Annotated in this window: 22 protein-coding genes; 5 read left to right on the top strand and 17 right to left on the bottom strand. The window is 44.9% G+C overall.

Annotated elements, in window-relative coordinates; all coding sequences use genetic code 11:
* The first annotated feature begins 13 nt into the window (after positions 1-13).
* Positions 14-628: a PilZ domain-containing protein gene (locus QQL60_RS09175; RefSeq protein WP_284723327.1), complete on the top strand. Its 615-nt coding sequence runs from the start codon at positions 14-16 to the stop codon at positions 626-628.
* Here QQL60_RS09175 and QQL60_RS09180 read toward each other — a convergent pair.
* Complete coding sequence (locus QQL60_RS09180; protein ID WP_284723127.1) at positions 615-3,806, bottom strand: efflux RND transporter permease subunit; 3,192 nt, start codon at positions 3,804-3,806, stop codon at positions 615-617. The genes QQL60_RS09175 and QQL60_RS09180 overlap by 14 nt on opposite strands.
* Complete coding sequence (locus QQL60_RS09185; protein WP_284723128.1) at positions 3,799-4,872, bottom strand: efflux RND transporter periplasmic adaptor subunit; 1,074 nt, start codon at positions 4,870-4,872, stop codon at positions 3,799-3,801. Before QQL60_RS09185 ends, QQL60_RS09180 begins: the two co-directional genes overlap by 8 nt.
* Positions 4,873-4,968: 96 nt before the next feature.
* On the opposite strand from QQL60_RS09185, the gene QQL60_RS09190 reads away from it, so the two are divergent.
* From QQL60_RS09190 to QQL60_RS09205, 4 genes are all read left to right on the top strand, one after another.
* Positions 4,969-5,616, top strand: coding sequence for a glutathione S-transferase (locus QQL60_RS09190; protein ID WP_284723129.1), 648 nt, complete (start codon positions 4,969-4,971; stop codon positions 5,614-5,616).
* Positions 5,617-5,941: 325 nt separating this feature from the next.
* A complete protein-coding gene (locus QQL60_RS09195) occupies positions 5,942-6,472 on the top strand; it encodes a hypothetical protein (RefSeq protein ID WP_284723130.1) in 531 nt (176 codons plus the stop codon).
* A 29-nt stretch (positions 6,473-6,501) separates the two neighbouring features.
* On the top strand, positions 6,502-7,296 hold the full coding sequence (locus QQL60_RS09200; protein WP_284723131.1) for a hypothetical protein: 795 nt from the start codon (positions 6,502-6,504) through the stop codon (positions 7,294-7,296).
* A 59-nt stretch (positions 7,297-7,355) separates the two neighbouring features.
* Entirely contained in the window at positions 7,356-7,760 is a 405-nt protein-coding gene (locus QQL60_RS09205; RefSeq protein ID WP_284723132.1) for a hypothetical protein, read from the top strand.
* A 292-nt stretch (positions 7,761-8,052) separates the two neighbouring features.
* Here the strand turns inward: QQL60_RS09205 and QQL60_RS09210 are convergent, their stop codons facing one another.
* The 15 genes from QQL60_RS09210 to QQL60_RS09280 form a co-directional block, all read right to left on the bottom strand.
* Entirely contained in the window at positions 8,053-9,093 is a 1,041-nt protein-coding gene (locus QQL60_RS09210; protein ID WP_284723133.1) for a heme-dependent oxidative N-demethylase family protein, read from the bottom strand.
* A gap of 10 nt (positions 9,094-9,103) precedes the next feature.
* Complete coding sequence (locus QQL60_RS09215) at positions 9,104-10,057, bottom strand: PDR/VanB family oxidoreductase (protein ID WP_007146726.1); 954 nt, start codon at positions 10,055-10,057, stop codon at positions 9,104-9,106.
* The gene (locus tag QQL60_RS09220; RefSeq protein ID WP_284723134.1) at positions 10,054-10,662 is read right to left on the bottom strand and encodes a dimethylamine monooxygenase subunit DmmA family protein; all 609 of its coding nucleotides are present in this window, start codon (positions 10,660-10,662) and stop codon (positions 10,054-10,056) included. Before QQL60_RS09220 ends, QQL60_RS09215 begins: the two co-directional genes overlap by 4 nt.
* A gap of 12 nt (positions 10,663-10,674) precedes the next feature.
* Positions 10,675-11,808 carry an aminomethyl transferase family protein gene (locus QQL60_RS09225; RefSeq protein WP_273179683.1) on the bottom strand — a complete coding sequence of 378 codons (1,134 nt, stop codon included), beginning with the start codon at positions 11,806-11,808 and terminating at the stop codon, positions 10,675-10,677.
* A 168-nt stretch (positions 11,809-11,976) separates the two neighbouring features.
* Complete coding sequence (ribH, locus tag QQL60_RS09230) at positions 11,977-12,450, bottom strand: 6,7-dimethyl-8-ribityllumazine synthase (RefSeq protein ID WP_007146729.1); 474 nt, start codon at positions 12,448-12,450, stop codon at positions 11,977-11,979.
* 417 nt (positions 12,451-12,867) lie between these two features.
* On the bottom strand, positions 12,868-13,404 hold the full coding sequence (locus QQL60_RS09235) for a DUF6988 family protein (protein ID WP_284723135.1): 537 nt from the start codon (positions 13,402-13,404) through the stop codon (positions 12,868-12,870).
* A 178-nt stretch (positions 13,405-13,582) separates the two neighbouring features.
* Positions 13,583-13,933: a hypothetical protein gene (locus tag QQL60_RS09240; RefSeq protein WP_284723136.1), complete on the bottom strand. Its 351-nt coding sequence runs from the start codon at positions 13,931-13,933 to the stop codon at positions 13,583-13,585.
* 289 nt (positions 13,934-14,222) lie between these two features.
* Positions 14,223-15,500, bottom strand: a complete 1,278-nt coding sequence (locus QQL60_RS09245) for a type II toxin-antitoxin system HipA family toxin (protein WP_284723137.1) — start codon at positions 15,498-15,500, stop codon at positions 14,223-14,225.
* Positions 15,497-15,820, bottom strand: coding sequence for a helix-turn-helix transcriptional regulator (locus QQL60_RS09250; protein ID WP_284723138.1), 324 nt, complete (start codon positions 15,818-15,820; stop codon positions 15,497-15,499). The genes QQL60_RS09245 and QQL60_RS09250 overlap by 4 nt, the downstream gene beginning before the upstream one ends.
* Positions 15,821-16,287: 467 nt before the next feature.
* A complete protein-coding gene (gene sugE, locus QQL60_RS09255) occupies positions 16,288-16,602 on the bottom strand; it encodes a quaternary ammonium compound efflux SMR transporter SugE (protein ID WP_273179659.1) in 315 nt (104 codons plus the stop codon).
* A 60-nt stretch (positions 16,603-16,662) separates the two neighbouring features.
* A complete protein-coding gene (ribBA, locus tag QQL60_RS09260; RefSeq protein WP_284723139.1) occupies positions 16,663-17,814 on the bottom strand; it encodes a bifunctional 3,4-dihydroxy-2-butanone-4-phosphate synthase/GTP cyclohydrolase II in 1,152 nt (383 codons plus the stop codon).
* Between the two features lie 14 nt (positions 17,815-17,828).
* Positions 17,829-18,617 carry a GTP cyclohydrolase FolE2 gene (gene folE2 / locus QQL60_RS09265; RefSeq protein ID WP_284723140.1) on the bottom strand — a complete coding sequence of 263 codons (789 nt, stop codon included), beginning with the start codon at positions 18,615-18,617 and terminating at the stop codon, positions 17,829-17,831.
* 411 nt (positions 18,618-19,028) lie between these two features.
* A complete protein-coding gene (locus QQL60_RS09270) occupies positions 19,029-20,360 on the bottom strand; it encodes an FMN-binding glutamate synthase family protein (protein WP_007146751.1) in 1,332 nt (443 codons plus the stop codon).
* Positions 20,361-20,385: 25 nt separating this feature from the next.
* A complete protein-coding gene (locus QQL60_RS09275) occupies positions 20,386-21,111 on the bottom strand; it encodes a GltB/FmdC/FwdC-like GXGXG domain-containing protein (protein ID WP_284723141.1) in 726 nt (241 codons plus the stop codon).
* Positions 21,112-21,136: 25 nt separating this feature from the next.
* Entirely contained in the window at positions 21,137-22,039 is a 903-nt protein-coding gene (locus QQL60_RS09280; RefSeq protein ID WP_284723142.1) for a class II glutamine amidotransferase, read from the bottom strand.
* Between the last annotated feature and the right edge of the window lie 33 nt (positions 22,040-22,072).

Here is a 22,072-nt window from a genome sequence, read left to right on the forward strand (position 1 = left end):
ACGGTAGAGAGTGATGCAACATTCAGGTTCAGACAGACGTGAATTTTTTCGAATCAATGACTCGGTGGTGATTGAGTTCAAACCAGTGGAAAAAACACACGTTGGTGAAGTCGCAAAACGTATTTCACAATCATCAGATAATGATGGTGATTCTGAACGGGCACAGTTACGTACAATGCAAAACGTGTTTTCACATTTACTGGACCAAATCAGCCAGCATGATCGTGAAATGGCACGTGCCCTACGGTTATTGGATGACAAAGTAAATCTGATAGCGCAGCGAATCGAGCGTCATAACAATCCGATCAATCCTGACAAACTGACAGACGTTAACTTAAGTGGGGGTGGCGTTGCTTTATTAGTGGCCACCCCTATTCCACCAAGAGATTATGTTGAACTTTTTATGCAGTTAGTGCCATCAGCCAGCACCATTCATACTCTGGCGACGGTGATTGGCTGTGACAAAATCGAACAAGCACCGTCTGAAACACCTTATTTATTACGTATGGCCTTCACTCATATGGATGAAATGGATCGTAATGTCCTGATTCGCCACACCTTAAAACGTCAGGCCGAACGTTTACGCGAAGGTGAGCTCACAGGCGCTATGACCCTTATCGAGTCTTGATATAGCTGTAATACAGCAACGGAATGACCAATAAGGTTAATAAGGTCGACACCAGAATTCCGAATAACAAGGCAATAGCCAAGCCATTAAATATGGGGTCATCGAGAATAAAGACCGCCCCTACCATCGCAGCCAGCGCAGTCAGAATAATGGGCTTGGCACGGGTTGCAGCAGCGGCAATCACTGCCTTCTCAGCCGTCATGCCTTCAGCCATCGCATGACGAATAAAGTCGACTAACAAAATAGAGTTACGCACGATAATCCCCGCCATTGCAATCATGCCAATCATTGATGTTGCTGTAAAAGATGCGCCTAATAAAGCATGCCCAGGCATGACGCCAATTACGGTCAGTGGAATTGGCACCATAATAATCAACGGTAATAAATAAGATCGAAACTGCGCCACAATCAGCAGATAAATCAGAATAATGCCCACGGCATAAGCTAAGCCCATATCACGAAACGTCTCATAGGTAATTTGCCATTCTCCATCCCATTTCAGTGAATCTTGTAGCGCCAGACTTGGCACTGAAACCAAATATTGCTCAATCGACATATTCTCTAATTGCTGATACACCGAAAACATTCCATATAATGGACTATCGACCTTGCCAGCCATATCCGCTGTGACGTAAGTCACGGCTTGTAAGTCCTTGTGGTAAAGCGTTTGCTGATGTTCACCATCCACCACATTGACGACATCAGATAAACGAATCAGCTCACCTTGTTGATTGATGAGCTTCATATTCAATACGGCATCAAGATTCGCTTTATCCTCGATTGACCATTGCAACCGCAATGGTATGGCGTATTTCACATTATCATCGTGCAGATACCCTACGTCCTCACCAGTCAGCGCTAACTGAATAGCTTCAACAATCTGTTGCTGACTCAGGCCAAATAAGCTCGCTTTATTTCTATCTACATTAATCATCTGTCTGTCGGCTTTCGCCTCAATGCTGCTATCAATATCGACAATGCCATCGGTTTGCTCGAACACCTTAACAAGTTGTGATGCCTGATTTTGTCGCTGTTGTTCATTCAAGCCATACAACTCCGCCACAATGGGTGATAACACAGGTGGTCCCGCCGGCACTTCAACGACCTTGATACATGCATCCCATTTCTTAGCAATCGTTGTCAGTGGCTCTCTTAGCTTTAGTGCTAAGGCATGGCTATGTTCATCACGCTGATGTTTATCTCTGAGGTTGATTTGAATATCTGCCTGATGCCAGCCCTCACGCAAATAATACTGACGCACCAGACCATTAAAATTAATCGGCGAAGCTGTGCCGACATAGGCCTGATAATCGGTCACATCGGCAACGGTCGACAGATAATCTGTCAATGCACGGGTGACTGCGGCTGTTTTTTCTAATGGCGAGCCTTCAGGCATATCAATCACAATCTGCACTTCAGACTTATTATCAAACGGCAGCATTTTCAGAATAACCAGTTTCATTGCTGCCAGACCAACAGACACAATGACCAGCAAAATAAGTCCACCCCACAGTAATTTTCGGCGGCGGGCTGCATTTTCATGTAATAGAAAGGGACTCAAAATACGCTGAAAAACGGCGTTATATTGGGACTCGGCGACTTGCTCATGGTTGGTCGAACGAGAATGTGAAAGCATCTTCAACACCATCCATGGTGTCACGATATAGGCCACCATTAATGACAGCAGCATGCCCATACTGGCATTAATCGGAATCGGGCTCATATACGGGCCCATCAAACCGCTGACAAAGGCCATGGGTAATAAGGCGGCAATCACGGCTAAAGTCGCCAATATGGTTGGCTGGCCTACCTCATCGACAGCGATGGGAATCGCTTGTTTTAAGGTTAATTTTCCTTGTTGAATATGACGATGAATATTCTCCACCACCACAATCGCATCATCCACCAAAATGCCAATAGAAAAAATTAAGGCGAATAACGACACCCGATTTAAAGTAAAACCCCATGCCCACGAGGCAAATAACATCAGTAATAAGGTAATCACCACCGCTACGCCAACGATAATGGCCTCTCGCCAGCCCAGTGCAAATAACACCAATAAAACCACAGCCACCGTGACAAAAATAAGTTTATGGATCAGCGTATCGGCTTTTTGATCCGCCGTTTCACCATAATTACGTGTGACGGTCACCTGCACATCATCCGCAATCATCACGCCTTTTAATTCTGTTACCTGCTGCAGAACGGCATCGGCAATATCGGCGGCATTGGTTCCAGGCTGTTTGGCAATGGCGATGGTGACGGCATCATATTCACCCTGAGCTTTAATCTGTTTGTCTGCAGCAGCAGGTCCGGTGCCAAACCACACATACTGACTGGGTTGTTCTGGACCAAGAGCAATATCAGCCACATCAGTTAAATACACCGGTTGGTCATTAAATACACCGACAATTAATGACTTCAGCGTGTCAGCGGAAACAATAAACTGACCCGCTTGAACACTAGTCATTTGATTATTCTGTACTGTCGTCCCAGCCTCAGCAGATTGGTTAGCGGCTGACAATGCCTGACTCAAACGATGACTATCAATGTGATAAGCCGCCATTGCCTGTGGATCTAAGGTGATATTCACTACGGTATCAGCGCCGCCAACAGTATAAATATCCCGTGTTCCATCAACCCGCTTCAGTTCCACTTCCAAGGACTGTGCCAACTGTTTTAACTGATTTGAATCCTGCTGGCCCTGACGCCATAAGGTCAGCGTCAGAATAGGCACATCATCAATGCCTTTGGGTTTAATAATAGGTTGTGACACACCTAAGTTTTTGGGCAACCAATCCAGATTGGAATAGATTTTATTGTACAAACGTACAATCGCATCGGTACGGTTCTCGCCGACTTCAAACTCGGCAGTGATAATAGCCAGTCCTGGCTTTGATACTGAATACACATGTTTCAGACCAAAAATTTCACTGACCACCTGCTCCGCCGGTGTCGCTATCAAACTCTCAACTTCCTTGGCTGACGCACCGGGGTAAGCAATGAAAATATCTGCCATCGTGACATCAATCTGCGGCTCTTCTTCACGCGGCGTCACCATCAATGCAAACAATCCCAGTAACAATGCTAACAGCGCCATCAATGGCGTCAGTGCATTGTCCTGAAATAACCCGGCAATACGACCGGATATTCCCAGTTTTGGCTTAGGTTCAGTCATGTTGTAGCTGCAAATACAATAAGGCCATATCTGGCTGAGTAATCACTTGTTCTCCGGCATCGATGCCGGATAAGACTTCAACCCAGCCATCATCGTAGTCCGTCCCCACTCTGACTTGTCGGAATACAACCCGTTGCTGTGCAAGCACGTAGACCCCATTCACTTCAGCCCGTTTCACCAACGCCTGTTTTGGAATCACCAACACCGGCTGATCACTGCCATATGCGATGACTTTTGTCGTCATGCCAGGGAAAATACCATTGATCTTTTGTGGTAAATCCAAACGGATATGAAAACTGTGAGACTTTGGATTTGCAGCTGGAATTAAGATTTTATCAAGCTGTGTTAAATGCTCGCCTGTAGGTAAAAGGACATCCAGCTTGGCCGCCATCACTTCAGTTAATTGTTTCTCTGGCACGGTAAACACCACGCGTAAATCATCCAGTGATAAACCGGACATCAATGCCTGTCCAGGTGTTGCCATCTCGCCCACTTCAATCCAGCGCTTAGTCATCACACCCGCGTAAGGTGCTCGCACTTCGGTATAGGACAGCTCAACTTTAGCCTGCTCGACTTCCGCTTGCCGCGCTTTAATTTGGGCATTTAATACATTGACGCGTGCCGCTGTCGCCGCTTTATCCGCTTCAGCTTTATCTAAAGCGGAGCGTGTCACCTGTTTACGTTGATACAAATCATTAATACGTTTAGCTTCAGCAGCGGCTTCAGTATATCTGGCCTGAACTTCTTTTAACTGCGCCTGTTCGGCCAGCAGATTCGCTTCTGCCTGCCATAGACGGGTTTTAATTTCTTCATCATTAAACCGTAAAATCAGTGCACCTTTTTCCACTCTGTCATTCACGTCATAAAAGATCTCAGCCACTTGCGCTGAAACACGGGAAGAGACAGTCGCCTGATTAACAGCTTCAATACTGCCATCAAAAGTCCATTGCTGAGCGTAGTTTTTTAACACCGCTTCGGCATGGGGTAGCGCTTCGGCCTGAACAGTAAAACTCACAGGAAAAAACAGTATGAAAAAGACAATCCATTTAGTAAATGAATGTTCCATGGTAATCTCAACATCAATATTAGCATTTGCTAATTTACATTTATCACCACTGATTGTCTATACTGAGTTTTTGTTCAAGCTGGAAATAATCTGTTCATGAAGTATCCCATTTTATATAGCTTTCGCCGTTGTCCTTACGCCATGAGGGCCCGACTTGCATTGGCCGCCAGTGGAATAAAAACCGAACTTCGTGAAGTGGTATTAAAAGATAAACCCGCAGAATTAATGGCTGTTTCCCCCAAAGCCACAGTACCTGTTTTACAAACTGAAACTGGCAGAGTGATTGATGAAAGTATTGATATCATGCGTTGGGCACTGGATAAACGCGATCCATTAAACTGGTATCAATCGCTCGATCGGCGTCAACAAATCCAATGCGATGAACTGATTGCCAATAATGATGGTGACTTTAAGTGCTACCTTGATCGCTATAAATATGCTGACCGTTATCCGGAACATCCAGAAAGCTATTACCGTGAGCAAGGTCAAAAAACCTTACAAAATCTGGAATCGTTATTAAAAGAAAATGGCTGTCTGATCAGTGAAAAATGGACGATGGCAGATATCGCGCTGCTGCCCTTCGTTCGTCAGTTTGCTTTAGTTGATAAAGACTGGTTCAACACAGCACATTATCCTCTCGTCAGAGACTGGTTAAATCACTTTCTACAAAGTGAGCTGTTTGCCAGTGTGATGACAAAATACGATCAATGGCATGCCAATCAGCCACAAATACTGTTTCCATAATGTCGGGACAGAGCATATAGAGTCAGCTTCATGCTTGGCTCTATATAGCGTAGATAAAGCATATTGAATCACAGAAACGCCGCATTCATCCCCTCGAAATGTCACCTCAGATAAACGCCTTATTTAACAAAGTGTTTATCCATCTTCGAATCAATGACAACAACAAACAAAGTATTGATTAAACTAAAAAAATCCGTTAAATATTCATTCACACACAAACACTGACTAAACTTGATTCAGTCTTTTTATCGCACAAAAAGGACGTTCTAACGCAACACCCAACTGACATTAATTATCTTTAGAGTTTTTTGAGGGGGAATCTCTAATGCATACAAGGAATTTGGTAGGTTTTGTTGTTCTCAGTTCATCTCTATTATTAAGCGCATGTGGCGATGGTCAGAAAAGCCAGATTGATGAAGCTTTAGCCGCTAAGTTCGATACCAATCTGTGTTTTAAAGAACTCAAACAGTTCCCTTATGTAGCACGACCTAAGCCACGCGATTGGCTTCAACCAATGGTAGATGATGGCCTTCTGGATATGGAAGAACGGAAATCAAAAACGAATTCAGGCTCAGAATACATCTACACCATGACCGAAAAAGCATTGAAATACTCAACTAATGAAGGTCATTTCTGTTATGGCACTCAACGCTATGAAGATGTTGAAGGTTTGCCTGATACCGACGATGGCTTCAAACCAGGCATGCAAATTCCAGTAAAAGTGATTGTGAACCGTGAAATTACCGCGGATTGGGCAGAAGCCGATGTGCTTAAAAACAAAGTCCAAAATGGAGAAGTCATTTTGCCTGCGGTGTTGATCTTCAAACAAGACGGCTCTATCAGCGTTTTTAAATAATCCATCAGACTCGTTATAGGTAGCAGCTCATGAGTGAATTTATCGATAAGTTGATGAGTAAAGATCGCCCCCTCTGGCAGCGTCTTTTGCTGTGGCTTGTGATCATCTTTCTGTTATTCAACACCGTTGGCGTCGCCCTCTTTTTTGTGTTTGAAATATTCGGCAGATATTTCGGCAAACTCTTTGTGTTAATACTGGCTGGTGCCACGCTCGCCATTCCAATCTGGCGCTGGCACTTAAAGAACGTTCTGCAAACCTGGGGCAATCCATCCGTATCCGACTTTACCCGCCGAGAGGATCCAGCGACTGGTGGCTATCTGTTTGATATTCAGCCAGCCAGAGCGACACGCACGCCAGCCATTTTTCTATTTGCTGTGGGTGTGTTTTTCCTGTTCAGCTTTATTCTGATTTCATCCGTATGGATTTATATTCTGTCGCTGATCTTTATCGGCGTCGGCTGTAGCTTTGTTTTACCCGGGGCACGTTACCGAAAACCAGCACGGGTGTCCGTTTCCAAACAAAGTATCGAGCATGACGACTTTAGCATGCCTCTAGCCTCTATCGCAGAAATTAAGGTCGTTCATAACGGCTTGGTTGTAGCAGAAGATCCTATTATGCCTGGACCCAATGGCGTGCCCGTTTCTTCGATGTTAGGCCGACACTGGGGACATCGACAGGCTGAACGCGACTATTGTGTGGAAATAAGAGCCGAGGGTAACAGTGAGCCATATGTTCTTGCAGGTGGCCTGACACTGGAATCTGCCACAGCCTTAGTGAGTGATATCACCAAAACCAAAGATGAAATGAGCAAAAGCCTATCTTGAGAAGGGACCTGACCATGCTAAAACACAACCTTCTTTTTTGTTTCATTACAGCATCGCTGATGTCAGTGGTATATGCTGAAAACTCAGCTAATCACAATATCCAATCTCATTCCGACTCTGCCATTATCGCCTGGGCACATGAAAAGCATGGTCATAATGTCTACGAACCCGTACAAGTATTTTATGGTGACTTTACTGGGGATGGTATGGATGACGCGCTCGCCTGGATTCTCTATCCCAGTGGCGGTAATAGTGATTTCCTTGATGTCGCCTTATTCCGTTATGAAAATGGTCAGCTCAGCTATTATCGGAGTGTTGATAATGTGTTTGGTGGTAATCCACGTAATGTCGTGATAACACCAGGACAGATTACACTCACCACCACCATGCATAAACCGGATGAACCACGTTGCTGCCCAACAGGTGAACGGGATTGGGTCATTGAAACAGAAAACGCTGAATAGACTTTTATATTCAGATCAGGAATTTGTTGATCACGTGCCAGAGAGAACTTTTGATTTTTTGCATCTAAACCTGTGGCGTACAGGCAATATAAAAAAATGCACTAAAAACAGTGTAATAAACTTTGACAGAGCCAGCTATTGATAAAAGGTGTGGATGTCAGCAGAAGTGAATACTATCAAGCCATAATAGCTGGTCTGGTCCATATATCTTCAAAGCAATAACAGAGAGTCGTCCATGATTCTCTGCTGCCGCTTATGAAACAAGTAATAAATGATGACACCAAACTATGGGTTATTCCGGATGAACACCTTTTTCCAAAAAGGCGCCATCATCCAATGGTTCCAGCCAATCCAGTACCGGTTGTTTAAAGCTATTCAAGCCTTTGTATTCCGCCAGATCCGGATGCAGGCTTCGTAATACGCGGTTTAAACGTCTTGCCCAACGTGGATAGGTTGCTAAGTCTGCCAAACTCACCATATATGTACGGATGCTGAAGGCAATCGCATTACTGCGTGGCAGTCTGAACAAGGCTTGCAGTTCTACCCGTAAAAAGACTTTGTCGCCGGCATTTTCTTTGGTGGCCGACACGTTATCCGTGCCCCAGACATCATAGGTTTCAGAAGACGTATCCAGTCGAGGATTAACACACATACGCCAGTTAGTCCGACGAACCGGGCTACCGTATTGCAGATGTAAGAGGTATTTCAGAGCACGATCAAAAATGCCCATTTCAGGCGCATGAGGCACCGGTGCGTGCCATTCTTTAAATGACATTCCTGCATCAAATGCGACCGACCAATCCGCCTGTCCAGTTACCATGCCGAGATCGGCATAGAGATCATTATCACGTTGATCCATGATGACCCAGTCACCCTGAACCTGACGCATCACGTATTCGAACGGCTCCATCGGTAAGGTGGATACGTCACCAAACACAAAGCGATCTTCAATACCCAGTGGTTTATTGACCCAGTGCCAGTTATCACCATCAATGGTTAACTGAATCTCAGACGGATAACTTTCAGAAAGCGATGTCATCACTAATTCCAGTGTGTCCCATTGAGCATCCATCATATGCGGCAAAGCGACACAGCGTGTGTGGTCTTCACTTAATACAATGGCGCGCTCTTTACATTCGGCCACATAGTGTTCGTCGACATCAATCGGGTGTTCAAACACAGAGCCAGGCGCACCTGGGGTGTGCTGCTCAATGTTGACGCTATACATATACTCGTCTTCTTCAAACGGGTAAGGAAAACGGCGTACTGATTCCGGCGAGTTTCTAAACGTGAAATCACCACGGAATGTTTCTTCATTAAATGCCATATTCATCGTTTATTCCTCACAAATTGATGACCATGCGTGTACAGTTGGCACGCGAGACACAAGGTAAAATTTTCTTAGCGGCGACACGCTCAGCGTCGGACAGATATTCATCGTGATGAACTAAGTCACCGTCACATTCGACGACTTCCACCTCACAACGACCACAGGCACCGCCACGGCACATATAAGGCGCATCGATACCCGCTTCCTCCAGCGCTTCAAGCATGCTGAGGTCACTAGGCACAACGACCTCGGTATTGGATTGCAATAAGCTGACAGTGAATGGCGCACCACTCGCTGGTGCTAAAAACTTCTCACTATGTACAGACGTTTCTGGCCAGCCCAGCTCGGAAGCGATCAGTTCCAAACCGTTTACCATTGGATCCGGACCGCACACATACACATGCGAACCCAGTGGCTGTTTGCTCAATAATTCAGTGATATTGAGTCGGCCGGTTTCATTTTCAGGATAGAAAAACGCTTTATCACCGCATAAGGCTTCAATTTCTTTGCGGAAAGCCGCATGTTCAGCACTGCGATAAGCATAATGTAATTCGTAGTCATGACCGAGACGATTTAAATCGGTAATCTGTGACAAGAAAGGCGTAATACCAATACCACCGGCCACCAGAATGTGTTTTTTCGCCAGACGATGAATCGAGAATAAATTGGTAGGCATCGATATTTCTAATAAGGTGCCTGGTTCCACTTTCTCATGCATAAACACTGAACCACCACGTGATTTTTCCTGCTTACGCACCGCAATCTGGTAGGCACTGTTATCGTTGGTAGGGCCCATTAAGGAATAGGCATTACGATGGGTCCGGCCATCGATATCCATCGATACAACCACATGGCTGCCGCCAGAGAAATAAGGCAGTGGGCTGCCATCTTCGGCTACCATCGTAAAATGTTTGATTTGTTCAGCCACTTGCTCAACGGAAGTGACTTTGACTTTTAAAGCACTCATGGGTAAACCTCCTGTGCTGGTGGAATCTCGCCGGGTGTTTCACCATCGACCATAAAGCCCATATAGGCACCCCAATGACGGGAGAAATGATCACGAACGAATAAATTCAGGCCACAGTTCACACATTGATGGATGTTGTGGTGAACGTCCTCGTTAATCGTTTCGCAATGCACGCAGAACACGCGTCTAGCTAAAGAACCTGTCTGTTCTTTAAAAATATTCCGGTCATCGACGCCATATTCAGTCAGCAACTTGGCGACTGGCCAAATCAGTTTTTCTTCACCAGCAACGTAGAACTGTGTGCCCATATAGCAATTGTCCAGCTCAGTCTTCATCGCCGCTGTTAAGGATTCCTGTGAGTCGCAGACAGTAATTGACTCACCTGACATCTCTTCAACGATGCTCACATACTTGTTACTTGCTGCATCATCAGCCAGATAAAACACTGATAAAGGTTGTTTTGGCACCATTTGCTGGAATAACTTCAGCAAGGCTTTACCACCACCTTCACCGCCAACGATCACCACATGATGTGTCGCTTTTTTTTGCCAGACCAAGGTGCCGTAAATAGGTTTGGTTGTAATTGAGTAACCTTTTTCCATCATCTATTCCTCAATTTACTCAGGGTGAGTGCGAACACGCATAGGATCATAAAAAGGCATCTTGACGATGGTCGCTTTGACCTCGTCACCGTCGGCCACTGTTACTGTGGTGCCAAGTTGACTGTATTCCGGTTTGATATGTGCCATCGCCAGTGACTTCATCAGATATTGGCTGTAGCTGGAGCTGGTCACCACACCGACTTCTTTGCCATCAATGAATAATTTAGAACCGACCTCTACCGCTTGCTTTGAGCGACATTCCAGACCAATTTGTTTAAAGCGTTCTCTGCCTTTTAACTTCAGCACCGCTTCTTTACCGATGTAATCACCGGGTTTATCTTCATCAACACACCAGTCCATATTGACTTCCCACGGTGTGGTATCGCCTTCAGGCATATCAAATGGGAAGAAAAGTAAGGCTGCTTCAACGCGTGTCAGATCCAGTGAGTCCCATGATGCCGGGATGCAGCCATAGGGCTGACCTTTTTCCAGAATCATGTCCCACAGGTACACAGCATCAGCCGCGGAACAATAGACTTCGTAGCCGCGTTCACCGGAATAACCACCGCGAGCGAGGATCACTTCACGACCGAATAAGGTCGTCTTGATATGTTTGAAATAAGGTAATCCGGCGAGGTCGAAATCCAGTTCCGGATCCAGAATATCGATAGAACGAGGGCCCTGCAGCGACAGGATATGAACATCATAATCCTGTTCAACTGTGACATCCTCACCTTTAGCGAGTTCGGCTAAGGTTTGTTGTGTGGCGCCACTGCCATGAGATAAACGGTAATGTTCTTTATCATCACAAATGACCATGATGTCATCGACCAGCGCACCTTCTTCATTAACTTCACCGGCAAGTCGGGAAGTACCTGGTTCGAGCTTAGTGACATCAATCGTCACCAGCTTGTCGATAATTTTTAATGCGGCTGGCCCAGATACATTAACAATATTGAGACCAGACACATCATAAAGACCTGCCCGGGTACGGACCGCAACAACCTCATCATTCACATCCGAATGGTAGCTCCATGGAATGGGCATGCCATTCCATGTTTCGCCATCCAGTGTTGACCCAAGTTCTTTATGGCGAACATTGAGTACTGAGTTCCGTGTGGTAGTTTCTTTGGGCAGTGGATTATTCATGGTCTAACTCCGGTTACATAGAACGAATTCAATGTAAAAAACTTACCGAAATCAGCCGCATATAAAAATTCTCATGATGGAGTACTCCTTAATGGGTAAAAACCATCTGATTTTTTATGCTCTACCTTTTATAATCCATTGATAAGAAAGAAAATAATTAAGAAAAATTTACTCTGCGTGCAAAGACTTTAGTGTCTGAATCATCTCAATAATCACTAATGCCGCTTCACGGCCTTTGATAATCATGCGATCTTTTGCTTGTTGCTCATCTTCTGTGGTCAGAATCGCATTGGCCAGCGGAATTCCTGTGCCAATCTGAATATCAGTACAGGCACGTGCTGACTCATTGGCCACAATCTCAAAATGATAGGTTTCACCACGAATGATGCAGCCTAATGCGACCAGACCATCACAATTACCTTTTAATGCCAGTTCATGTAAAACCATCGGAATTTCCAATGCACCCGGCACAGACAATACCTGAATGTCCCGTTCCTGAACGTTGCTGGCTTTTAACTGGTCAACACAGGCATTTAACAGTGCCGTGCAAATCTCAGAGTTAAACCGCGAGACAACGATACCTACTCGAAAGCCATTGCCGTCAATATCGTCACGAACACCTGCCCCATGTATATCTGCCAAATCTGTTTCCTCATGTAAATAAATCGCATTGGGGCAATCAAATACCCTCTCGATGCTGGATAAAATAACGCTATTCAAAGTCTATGCGCAATGCTTCTTCAATCTTAAAGCTATGCGTCACCATACTTCGTACATGTTTTATTCCTGCCGTATATAGAATTTAGCTGGAAATCTTCGGCGCTTCACAGTAATAAATAGCGCCTATTAGGCTTGCCAGATTGCCCTACCCGACATGATGTTGGCAACCAGTCTAAGTCAGCAATCAAATGGTTTCACACTCAACACAAAACCTAAAATTGCGTTCAGCCTAAATATGAGAAGCCATTTAATATGGATATTAATATTTGTGCCTAACGATTTAGGTAAGGGGCTACGACGGAGCGCAGCGTAGTTGGCATCCCGTTGACCACCTTGTTATCAGATTTGCGACTTGGTGTCAGGTAGACAGTCAGCAAATTCTCTTTGAATAAGTGGCATTTTGCCGCGCTGCGCACCACCTCCATGCAATATGACCAATAGCATTCCTACCATTACTGACACACCATTGGATATTCGGACCATCTGCTCGAGTAAAGGAAGTGGATAGCCTTTACTGTGGCGGTGGATTGCATGAATACCGCCGTGGATGAACGAACTTAGAGGCTTCCAAGAGTGCTCTTTAAATTCCAGCAGCATATTCACCAGCTCCTGGGGTGCTTTACCCTGTAATTTCTCGAGCATTACGCTGAGCATCGGAAGCCTATTCGCTTTATTTGCTGCCTCTTGTGTCAGCTCACTGGTCAACATAGAAACGGCGGCGTCGGGAGCCGCGTAGAGAAGCCACATTGCCCTGACCAAAGCCTCATACTGAAGACGAACAAGTCCCGTCGCGGAGGTGAGATTGCCACCCGAAATCAGCATCTTCGCGCTTTCAGCATGCTCGAATGCAATACTACACATGACTCTACTAGCCATGACTCTTTTCGAATCATTAAAAGGAGCGAGCGCGAAAAACTCCAAGAGTCTGCTTTCGAGTTCAGCAGATCGTGATAGCAAACTATTTATCAATGGTGTAACTACTCATAAGGCCTAAATAATGGGCTGCGCGATATCGCAGTCCCGCGAACGATAGTGAGCAAACTTAATTTTTTTGTTATGTGACTTTATTTTTTGAAAAGCATTCACTAAAAGATTGCCTTAAAAAATTATCAAAATCATTTTGATTGCCCCAAAATTTGGCAAATGGAATTTTACTGGCCATGAGGTTAGACAAGGCGGTTTTAGTTGCCAGCTTATTTCCAGGAAGAGAGATGCTCACGAAGTTTGAGTCTGTGTTTGAGTGAATATGAAAATGATAAATGGCTATAGGAGAAGATTTATTGCCTTCATTAGTAATATCTACAAGCTCTGGATAAGCTATACACATTAATTTTTCTTTACCATTTCTAATTCGAAACAGCTGTTGTTCACGAACTATAAAGAAGTCTTCAAGTGATGTATTCATGTGGTTTCTTCGACATAACAGTGTTTTTTATAAGGCCACTGGCCTCATAATAAATATTAAACTGATGGCCTCATAATTCATTTTCGGCAACCATAACATATTGACTATAAGATAAATTAATTTCAAAGCTTGAAGTTATAAGGCAAAAAAATTGAACTAGGCGGGAAAAATAGTGCCGAGCTTTTGTTAACTTGTTTCCAAAGGAATCAAGAAGAATCAAGGGGTCAGCAAACTTGATAATTACAAAGCTGAGAGCCTTCATTGAACTAAGTAGTGAATCAAGAAACCGTCACTGTTTGGCTTCAATCTTAAAATCCTTCTGAAGCCTGGCCCAGTGCGTTCTAAGGCCTTCTTTGTGTGCTTCGTCCATTACTTGTGTTTTCAGTGCTTCAGGCCATAGCTCTCTAGCTTTTGCCATTGTGTCATCTAAATGAGGTTTAATCGCTCGCCATGGAATGCCAGATTTCTCTGCCCATGATTGAAAATGATCCATCGTGACGGTATACCATTCTTTGGTTTTACCGAGGTTAAGCGCATACTTGGTTTCATTTTCAATATACACACTCGTTGTGACGATATCGTATGCAGGAGACAATCGCGGCGTCACCTTATCAGGATACAAAAAGCTCCAGTTTTTTATGTGGGCATCGCCATTAGCTAAAAGAATATTCACCAGTAATCGTCTTGCGAACTGTTGTGCGTCCGCAAGGCCGTCGCCAGAAAAGTCATAAATGACTTTGCCGATATTCTCATAATTGGCTGAAGTGTATTTTTCGTGCGGATACTTCACCAGAATTTGTGCAAAGTCTTCCATGTGAATACGCTGGTCATTGTCACGATCAAATCGCTTTATGGCAAAGGCTTGCTTTTCATCGGGTAAGTTAATTTGTGGTAGATTATCTAGCTTATCCAGGTCAACAAGTTTGATCTCAGGAATATCAATGCCGACCATCCCCGCCAGTGACATGGCAGTATATTCATTCAGTGGCACAAACTTGTGCTTGGTTGAGGGTGTTTTGATAATCCAGTCACCCAGCACATTGCCCTTCGATAAGTTATAGCGCCCATCTTTTTCCTTCATAGAAAATTTCATTTGCACGCCAGCTAAGGAAAACTTGTTGTCTTGGGTCACTTTATCGAACTTAACCGCCCTAGCCTCTCCGTGAGCCCTGAGGATGTAACCAGGCACATCTTCGGGATCCATCGTCGTGGCTTCGATAGCACCCGGTAAGTCTTCACCAAGGTAAGAGAGAATGTGAAATTCATTATCAACGTGCACCTTCAAGCTTTGTGCGATTAGCTCGCGTAAAGAGCCTTCTGGCAGCAGGTTTGAAAGCACAGGATGTAACCGTTGATTCCTAGCCCATGGCTCGGCCATGATTTCGGCCGCTTTAGGAAATGAAGGGTGAGTGATGAGGCTGAATGTTGGGCGCTCAGGATCATTTTTAAATGAGTCTGCAATGCTCAATACATTGCGGCCATTCTTAAATCCAGCGAGATAGCCGACCAATACACCGTGGATGGAGAGTTGTAATACGTTTACTTCATCATTGCTGTCTGTGCTCATTCATTTTCTCCCAGCAATCCCTGCCATGGATCATCAGCCAATGAGCTACTTTTTTCTTTGCCCGTCGTATTTGGTTTAGTTGATACCGACTTATCGTCAGCCAATACCGCCAGCACATCTTGTAGTTTTTCCTGTGGTATCAGCAGTAATTCACTTTTAAGCCCCTTGGCAATAAGTTCAAGTGTATCAAGGCGTGGATTGCCTTTGGATTCCAGTCGCTGATATTGCTGGCGCGATATACCAACGCGCAGCATCATATCGTGCTGCTTGAGTTCCAATGCAATACGGCGTTTTTTTATCTGGTCGAGTAGTGAATTCATAATGAAACATATATATTGCTATTCATTTATAGGAAACATACTAGTTTCTTTTTTATACATTAGCAATATATATGTTTCTTTTTAAATTGAACGTGTTTTTATTACGAAAAGAAACTTATATATTGCTTTTATAGGTGTACTTAGAAATCAGCGAAATCAAGGGATAGGTAAACTGGATAAGTAGCTTTATGTCGAAAAGAGTTACAGATCGCTCATGCACGGCATGTTAAAGCCTTTAATACTCCGGATTGGAAAACAGCTTTTGGGCACATCGACAATACATTTATCGCACCACTGTTCTATGATGAAGTGGTAGCCGATAAGCGTGATAATAAAGACTAAACTCGCGGCCTCACACTGATTGCTGTTTTGTTGCCTTAGCGGGTTCAAGACTGTGTTGAACCTACAACAGACAGAATTCCCCCAGCAATACACAGATGTAAGTCGGAAAAGGCCATTGGCTTATTTTAGTGAGAGATTTTTAGCCCAATGATGCCCGATAGAATTAATAAGATACTGAATATACGCGCTATCGTGGCTGGCTCTGATAAAAACACAATACCGAAAATCACGGTACCAATCGCACCGATGCCGACCCAAACGCCATAGGCAGTGCCTAGTGGTAGTGTTTTCATGGCCACACCCAATAACCACAGACTCAAAGCAACGGTAACGAGCGCCAGCAGACTGGGGCCTAACTTGGTCAGACCTTCTGAGTATTTCAATCCCGCCGCCCAGACGACTTCCAGTAATCCCGCAACTACTAATGCTAGCCAAGCCATAAACAGCCCTTGTATTTCATTCGTAAATTTAAAATTATGAAGTTGATGCTGTCACCGACATCAGACGGCGGCTGATGTCGCTAATTTTTCAGCAAGATCTTCAGGCAACACATAATCAGTCACGCTCAAGCCAAAACCACTCATCGAAGGTAATTTTCTTGGCCATGTCATCAGGCGCATTTCTGTGACACCTAAATCTCTTAATATCTGAGCACCGACGCCATAGTGTTTAAGCACATACTCTTCAGCATAATTTCGGTCAGACTGAATCAGTCGCTCCCATTCACCTTCATCACCATGAAGTAACACAAGAACACCTGCGCCCTCTTGTTGAATATGCTGCATGGCTTCCGCCACGCTCCAAGTGTGACCATGACGGTCATCATCCAGTAGATCCATTGTGTTAAACGGCGCGTGAACTCTAACTAAGGTTTCTTCACCAGCGACAGGTGTGCCGTAAACCAGTGCCAGATGTTTCATGCCTGTTGTTTTGTCCAGATAATCATGACGACGGAATGAACCAAGCATGGTATGCATATCACGCTCGCTCAGACGAACCACATTTTGCTCATGCTGATGACGATACTCGATAAGATCAGCAATGGTGCCAACCTTTAAATCATGTTGTTTAGCAAACTCAATCAGGTCAGGTAAACGAGCCATGGTGCCATCGTCATTCATGATTTCGCAGATAACCGCAGCGGGTTCTTCACCTGCCATCGCGGCTAAGTCACACCCTGCTTCAGTATGCCCTGCACGTGTTAACACGCCGCCGCTTCGCGCCATCACAGGGAAAATATGACCAGGACTGACGATATCATCAGCGGTCGCATTAGCCGCTACCGCAGCTTGAATAGTCACAGCTCGGTCTTGTGTTGAAATACCCGTCGTCACGCCCTCAGCTGCTTCAATCGACAACGTGAAGTTGGTTTCAAACCCCGCTTTATTTTGCTTAACCATTAAGGGTAAATTTAATTGCTCACAACGTTGTTCAGTCAACGTCAGGCAGATTAAACCACGTGCATGCATCGCCATAAAATTAATGGCTTCTGATGTCACATGACTGGCCGCCATAACCAGATCGCCTTCATTCTCACGGTCTTCATCATCCATCAAGACGACCATTTTGCCTTGTCGAATGTCCTCAATAATCTCCTCAGTCGTCGCGAGCGGTGAGACTTGAGAATAAGATTTCAACGTGGATTCTGGCATGAGTCTAAAACTCCTTATAACTGGTCAATAACGGCGTAGGCAGAATGATTGTGAATAGATTCGAAGTTTTCGCATTCGACTCTAAAGCCCGACACATCATTTTGCTGAGCTAATGCGACAGCGATATCTCTGACTAAATCCTCAACAAACTTAGGATTATCGTAAGCAAATTCGGTGACATACTTTTCATCTGGACGTTTCAACAAGCCATAGAGCTGACTAGAAGCTTGCTCTTCAATCAGTTGAATTAGGGCATCCAGCGTCATATTTTCACTGATGCGTGCTTCAACACTAACCAGTGAACGTTGGTTATGCGCCCCATAGTCTGAAATCTTCTTAGAACACGGGCAAAGGCTGGTCACGGGGATTTCAGCTTTGACGGTCAGTTCCAGTTCGTCTTTGTAATCGGCCGTCAGCGTGATGTCATAATCCATAAAGCTTTTCACACCTGATACAGGTGCCGCTTTGCTGATGAAATAAGGGAATCTCAGGCTGACATGGCCTTGTTTGGCACCCAGTAATTCCAGCATATCGGTCATAAACGCAGGCATGTTACTTAGGCTGAAAACGGAATCAGGGCGTTCCAGTAATTCGATGAAACGTGACATATGCGTGCCTTTCACATCGGCCGCTAAATGCACATACATATTAAATTCGGCGACAACACGAATCGGTGTTTCTGTTGTTGATTGGAATAAAACCGGATAACGCAGTGACTTGATACCGACTTTATCAATGATGAGTTGGCGCTTGTCTGGCGTATTTTGAACATCTTCTAGTCGATGCGTTAGAGGCAGATTCATTATGTATCCTTGTTTTTTTTGATTCACACTCAGTCGAATCAAGAGAAAAAATGGTGTGAATGACTGAATGTCATCAGTCATTCACCCAAAGGTCTCAAATCGCAAAGAGTCCGAGGATAACCATGAAGAAACGGTTTCATCTAAAAACCAACTTCAGGTTCAGTATTGCTTAGTTCAAGGGGTAAAAAAATTCCAAAGAAGGATTACTACCTTGGGGTTATACCTGTTACCTATTGGAGTGCGTCCTGATAGTTCTGCTGTTCACAGGACATTTCACACATCAGAGAGTTACTCAAAAAAAAACCAATGTTACTCAGACAAGTGACTTAGTTTGACGGGGTAAGGATCGCGCTAAGCCACGTTGTCTTTGTAACACCAGTTTTTAACTCTGAATGGCACTACACCATTTGTTTAGAATGTGTGTGTACCTGGAATCCAGCTTGTACCAGCTAATGGCACACGAGCCATTGCTGCTGATTCCACTGTCAAAGCGACTAAGTCTTCTGGCTCTAAATGACGCAGGTCATTTTTACCGCAAGCACGCGCTAGGGTTTGTGCTTCCAGTGTCAGAACACGAATGTAGTTAGCTAGACGACGACCACCTTCAACGGGATCAAAGCGTTTCATGAGCTCTGGATCCTGAGTAGAAATACCAGCGGGATCACGACCTTCGTGCCAATCATCATAAGAACCGGCTGTTGAGCCCAGTTTTTGGTACTCTTCTTCCCATTTAGGATCGTTATCACCCAATGCCACCAATGCAGCGGTACCGATAGCGACGGCGTCAGCACCTAAAGCCATACATTTCGCCACGTCAGCACCATTACGAATACCACCAGATACAATCAGCTGAACCTTACGGTGCATGCCCATTTCTTGTAAGGCTTGAACCGCTTGAGGAATCGCTGCCATGGTTGGGATACCGACATGTTCAATAAACACGTCTTGCGTTGCCGCTGTACCACCTTGCATACCGTCGACGACGATAACGTCAGCACCGGCTTTCACCGCCAGCTTCACATCATAGTATGTACGTGTTGCACCGACTTTGATGTAGATAGGCACTTGCCAGTCTGTGATTTCACGCAGTTCTTTGATCTTGATTTCCAGATCGTCAGGCCCCGTCCAGTCAGGATGACGACACGCTGAACGTTGGTCTACGCCCATTGGCAATGTACGCATTTTGGCAACACGTTCTGTGATCTTTTGGCCGAGTAACATACCGCCGCCGCCTGGTTTTGCGCCTTGTCCCAATACCACTTCGATCGCATCTGCTTTTCGTAAGTCGTCTGGGTTCATGCCATAGCGTGATGGCAAGTATTGGTAAACCAGTTTGCTTGATTGACCACGTTCTTCTGGCGTCATACCACCATCACCTGTCGTGGTAGACGTGCCTACTGCTGATGCACCTCGACCTAAGGCTTCTTTCGCATAAGCTGACAATGCACCAAAACTCATACCGGCAATCGTGACAGGCGTATCAATAGTGATTGGCTTTTTCGCAAAACGGGTACCTAAGGTCACAGAGGTATTACATTTTTCACGATACCCTTCTAATGGGTAACGAGACATACTCGCGCCCAGGAAAAGCAGATCGTCAAAATGTGGCAGTTTACGTTTGGCACCGGCACCGCGGATATCATAGATACCCGTATCAGCAGCGCGACGGATTTCAGCCATCGTCAATTTATCAAACGTCGCTGACTCGCGCGGTACGGTCATGTATTTTTTCTTTTCAGTCATTTCTATTTCCTCGCAATATCAGCAATTAATAAGCACTCGCGTTATCAACTTTGAAGTTGTACAACTGACGAGCTGAACCATAACGTTTGAAGGCTTTTGGATCTTCATCCACACCGGCTTTTTCTAATAAAGCCGACAGTTCATCCAGGTGTTCCTGACGCATTTCTTTTTCGATGCAGTCAGCACCCAGTGATTTCACAGAACCTTTTACATAGATATGCACTTCGTAGAGCGAGTCACCCAGCGCATCACCGGCATCACCACACACCACTAGTGAACCAGCTTGGCCCATAAAGCAGCTCATATGACCGACATTGCCTTTCACAACAATATCAATACCTTTCATCGAGATACCGCAACGTGAACCGGCATCACCTTCAATCACCAAAAAACCACCATGCGCTGTCGCACCGGCTGCTGATGAAGCGTTACCTTTGACACGCACGCTGCCTGACATCATGTTTTCAGCAATGCCTTGACCAGCATGGCCATGAACGGTGATGTCGGCTTCTTTGTTCATACCCGCACAGTAGTAACCAACCGGGCCATAGATATCGACTTTAAGCTTCTGATCAAGTCCGACAGCGAGATTATGCTCCCCTTTCGGGTTTAATACTTCCCATTCAGCAATGGTCAGTTCTTTGTTTTGATCATGCAAAGCCTGATTCAAGTCACGAACTGTTTGTTGTGCCAGATCCACCGTTTGCTTGCCGGATGTGGTCACTGATTCTGCTACAGATTTAGTACTCATTTATATTCTCCTCATACACCATTGCTTAGTGCGTAGTACGTTCCCAAACATAGACTTTTGAAGGCTCTGGTTCCCATACTTTGGCGTTTTCGATGCCAGGTAATGTTGTTAGCGCCTGATATTCAGAGGCCATAGCCACGTAATCATCTGTTTCTGCAATCACTGCAGGTTTACAGGCGATAGGGTCACGCACCACAGCAAAGCCATCTTTAGTGCCGATAGTGAAGGTAAAGAAACCATCCAGATCGTCTAAAGCATGCGTCAACGCTTCATTCAGACTATCGCCTTGTTGTAAGCGATAGGTCAGATAACCTGCTGCGACTTCTGAATCGTTTTCAGTTTCAAAGTGAATGCCTTCACGTTTCAGTTCCTGACGTAAACGGTTGTGGTTAGACAGTGAACCGTTATGTACCAGACACAAGTCCATGCCGGTTGAGAAAGGATGGCTACCCGCCATGGTCACAGCAGACTCAGTCGCCATGCGTGTGTGACCGATGATGTGGCTACCTTTCATGTTTTCCAGATGGAAAAGATTGACGATACGCTCTGGTAAACCGACTTCTTTCAGGATTTCAATAGACTTACCTGAACTCATGATGAGTACGTCCTGATGATTTTCCATCAGATAGTTCTCAACTGTTTCAGCATCAATATCGACTTTAAATACGGCTACTTTGCTGTTTTGGAACCAGTCGACTTTTGTATTCAGTTTGGCTTCAATTTCTTTTGCCAGTGCTGACCAATCATAGTTCTCATCTTCGTTGCGAAGCGTTAACTTCACCCCTTGATCCACTTCATCACCATAAACAGCAAACCCAGCACTATCAGGGCCACGTTCTGTCATTGCAATTAACATTGGTGCAAACAGTTCACCCAGACGGTCTTCGTATTTATCGTTTTTCAAATACAGGCCAACGATTCCACACATAACTATTCTCCTAACAACATTCCCTAGGGACTT

Source organism: Methylophaga thalassica (genome assembly GCF_030159795.1).
GTDB classification, from domain to species: Bacteria; Pseudomonadota; Gammaproteobacteria; order Nitrosococcales; family Methylophagaceae; genus Methylophaga; species Methylophaga thalassica.

Excerpts from the sequence above, each read along its gene's own strand:
- QQL60_RS09175 (WP_284723327.1), top strand. The coding sequence starts at position 14 with ATGCAACATTCAGGTTCAGACAGACGTGAATTTTTTCGAATCAATGAC.
- QQL60_RS09180 (WP_284723127.1), bottom strand. The coding sequence starts at position 3,806 with ATGACTGAACCTAAGCCAAAACTGGGAATATCCGGTCGTATTGCCGGG.
- QQL60_RS09185 (WP_284723128.1), bottom strand. The coding sequence starts at position 4,872 with ATGGAACATTCATTTACTAAATGGATTGTCTTTTTCATACTGTTTTTT.
- QQL60_RS09190 (WP_284723129.1), top strand. The coding sequence starts at position 4,969 with ATGAAGTATCCCATTTTATATAGCTTTCGCCGTTGTCCTTACGCCATG.
- QQL60_RS09195 (WP_284723130.1), top strand. The coding sequence starts at position 5,942 with ATGCATACAAGGAATTTGGTAGGTTTTGTTGTTCTCAGTTCATCTCTA.
- QQL60_RS09200 (WP_284723131.1), top strand. The coding sequence starts at position 6,502 with ATGAGTGAATTTATCGATAAGTTGATGAGTAAAGATCGCCCCCTCTGG.
- QQL60_RS09205 (WP_284723132.1), top strand. The coding sequence starts at position 7,356 with ATGTCAGTGGTATATGCTGAAAACTCAGCTAATCACAATATCCAATCT.
- QQL60_RS09210 (WP_284723133.1), bottom strand. The coding sequence starts at position 9,093 with ATGAATATGGCATTTAATGAAGAAACATTCCGTGGTGATTTCACGTTT.
- QQL60_RS09215 (WP_007146726.1), bottom strand. The coding sequence starts at position 10,057 with ATGAGTGCTTTAAAAGTCAAAGTCACTTCCGTTGAGCAAGTGGCTGAA.
- QQL60_RS09220 (WP_284723134.1), bottom strand. The coding sequence starts at position 10,662 with ATGATGGAAAAAGGTTACTCAATTACAACCAAACCTATTTACGGCACC.
- QQL60_RS09225 (WP_273179683.1), bottom strand. The coding sequence starts at position 11,808 with ATGAATAATCCACTGCCCAAAGAAACTACCACACGGAACTCAGTACTC.
- QQL60_RS09235 (WP_284723135.1), bottom strand. The coding sequence starts at position 13,404 with ATGGCTAGTAGAGTCATGTGTAGTATTGCATTCGAGCATGCTGAAAGC.
- QQL60_RS09240 (WP_284723136.1), bottom strand. The coding sequence starts at position 13,933 with ATGAATACATCACTTGAAGACTTCTTTATAGTTCGTGAACAACAGCTG.
- QQL60_RS09245 (WP_284723137.1), bottom strand. The coding sequence starts at position 15,500 with ATGAGCACAGACAGCAATGATGAAGTAAACGTATTACAACTCTCCATC.
- QQL60_RS09250 (WP_284723138.1), bottom strand. The coding sequence starts at position 15,820 with ATGAATTCACTACTCGACCAGATAAAAAAACGCCGTATTGCATTGGAA.
- sugE (WP_273179659.1), bottom strand. The coding sequence starts at position 16,602 with ATGGCTTGGCTAGCATTAGTAGTTGCGGGATTACTGGAAGTCGTCTGG.
- ribBA (WP_284723139.1), bottom strand. The coding sequence starts at position 17,814 with ATGCCAGAATCCACGTTGAAATCTTATTCTCAAGTCTCACCGCTCGCG.
- folE2 (WP_284723140.1), bottom strand. The coding sequence starts at position 18,617 with ATGAATCTGCCTCTAACGCATCGACTAGAAGATGTTCAAAATACGCCA.
- QQL60_RS09270 (WP_007146751.1), bottom strand. The coding sequence starts at position 20,360 with ATGACTGAAAAGAAAAAATACATGACCGTACCGCGCGAGTCAGCGACG.
- QQL60_RS09275 (WP_284723141.1), bottom strand. The coding sequence starts at position 21,111 with ATGAGTACTAAATCTGTAGCAGAATCAGTGACCACATCCGGCAAGCAA.
- QQL60_RS09280 (WP_284723142.1), bottom strand. The coding sequence starts at position 22,039 with ATGTGTGGAATCGTTGGCCTGTATTTGAAAAACGATAAATACGAAGAC.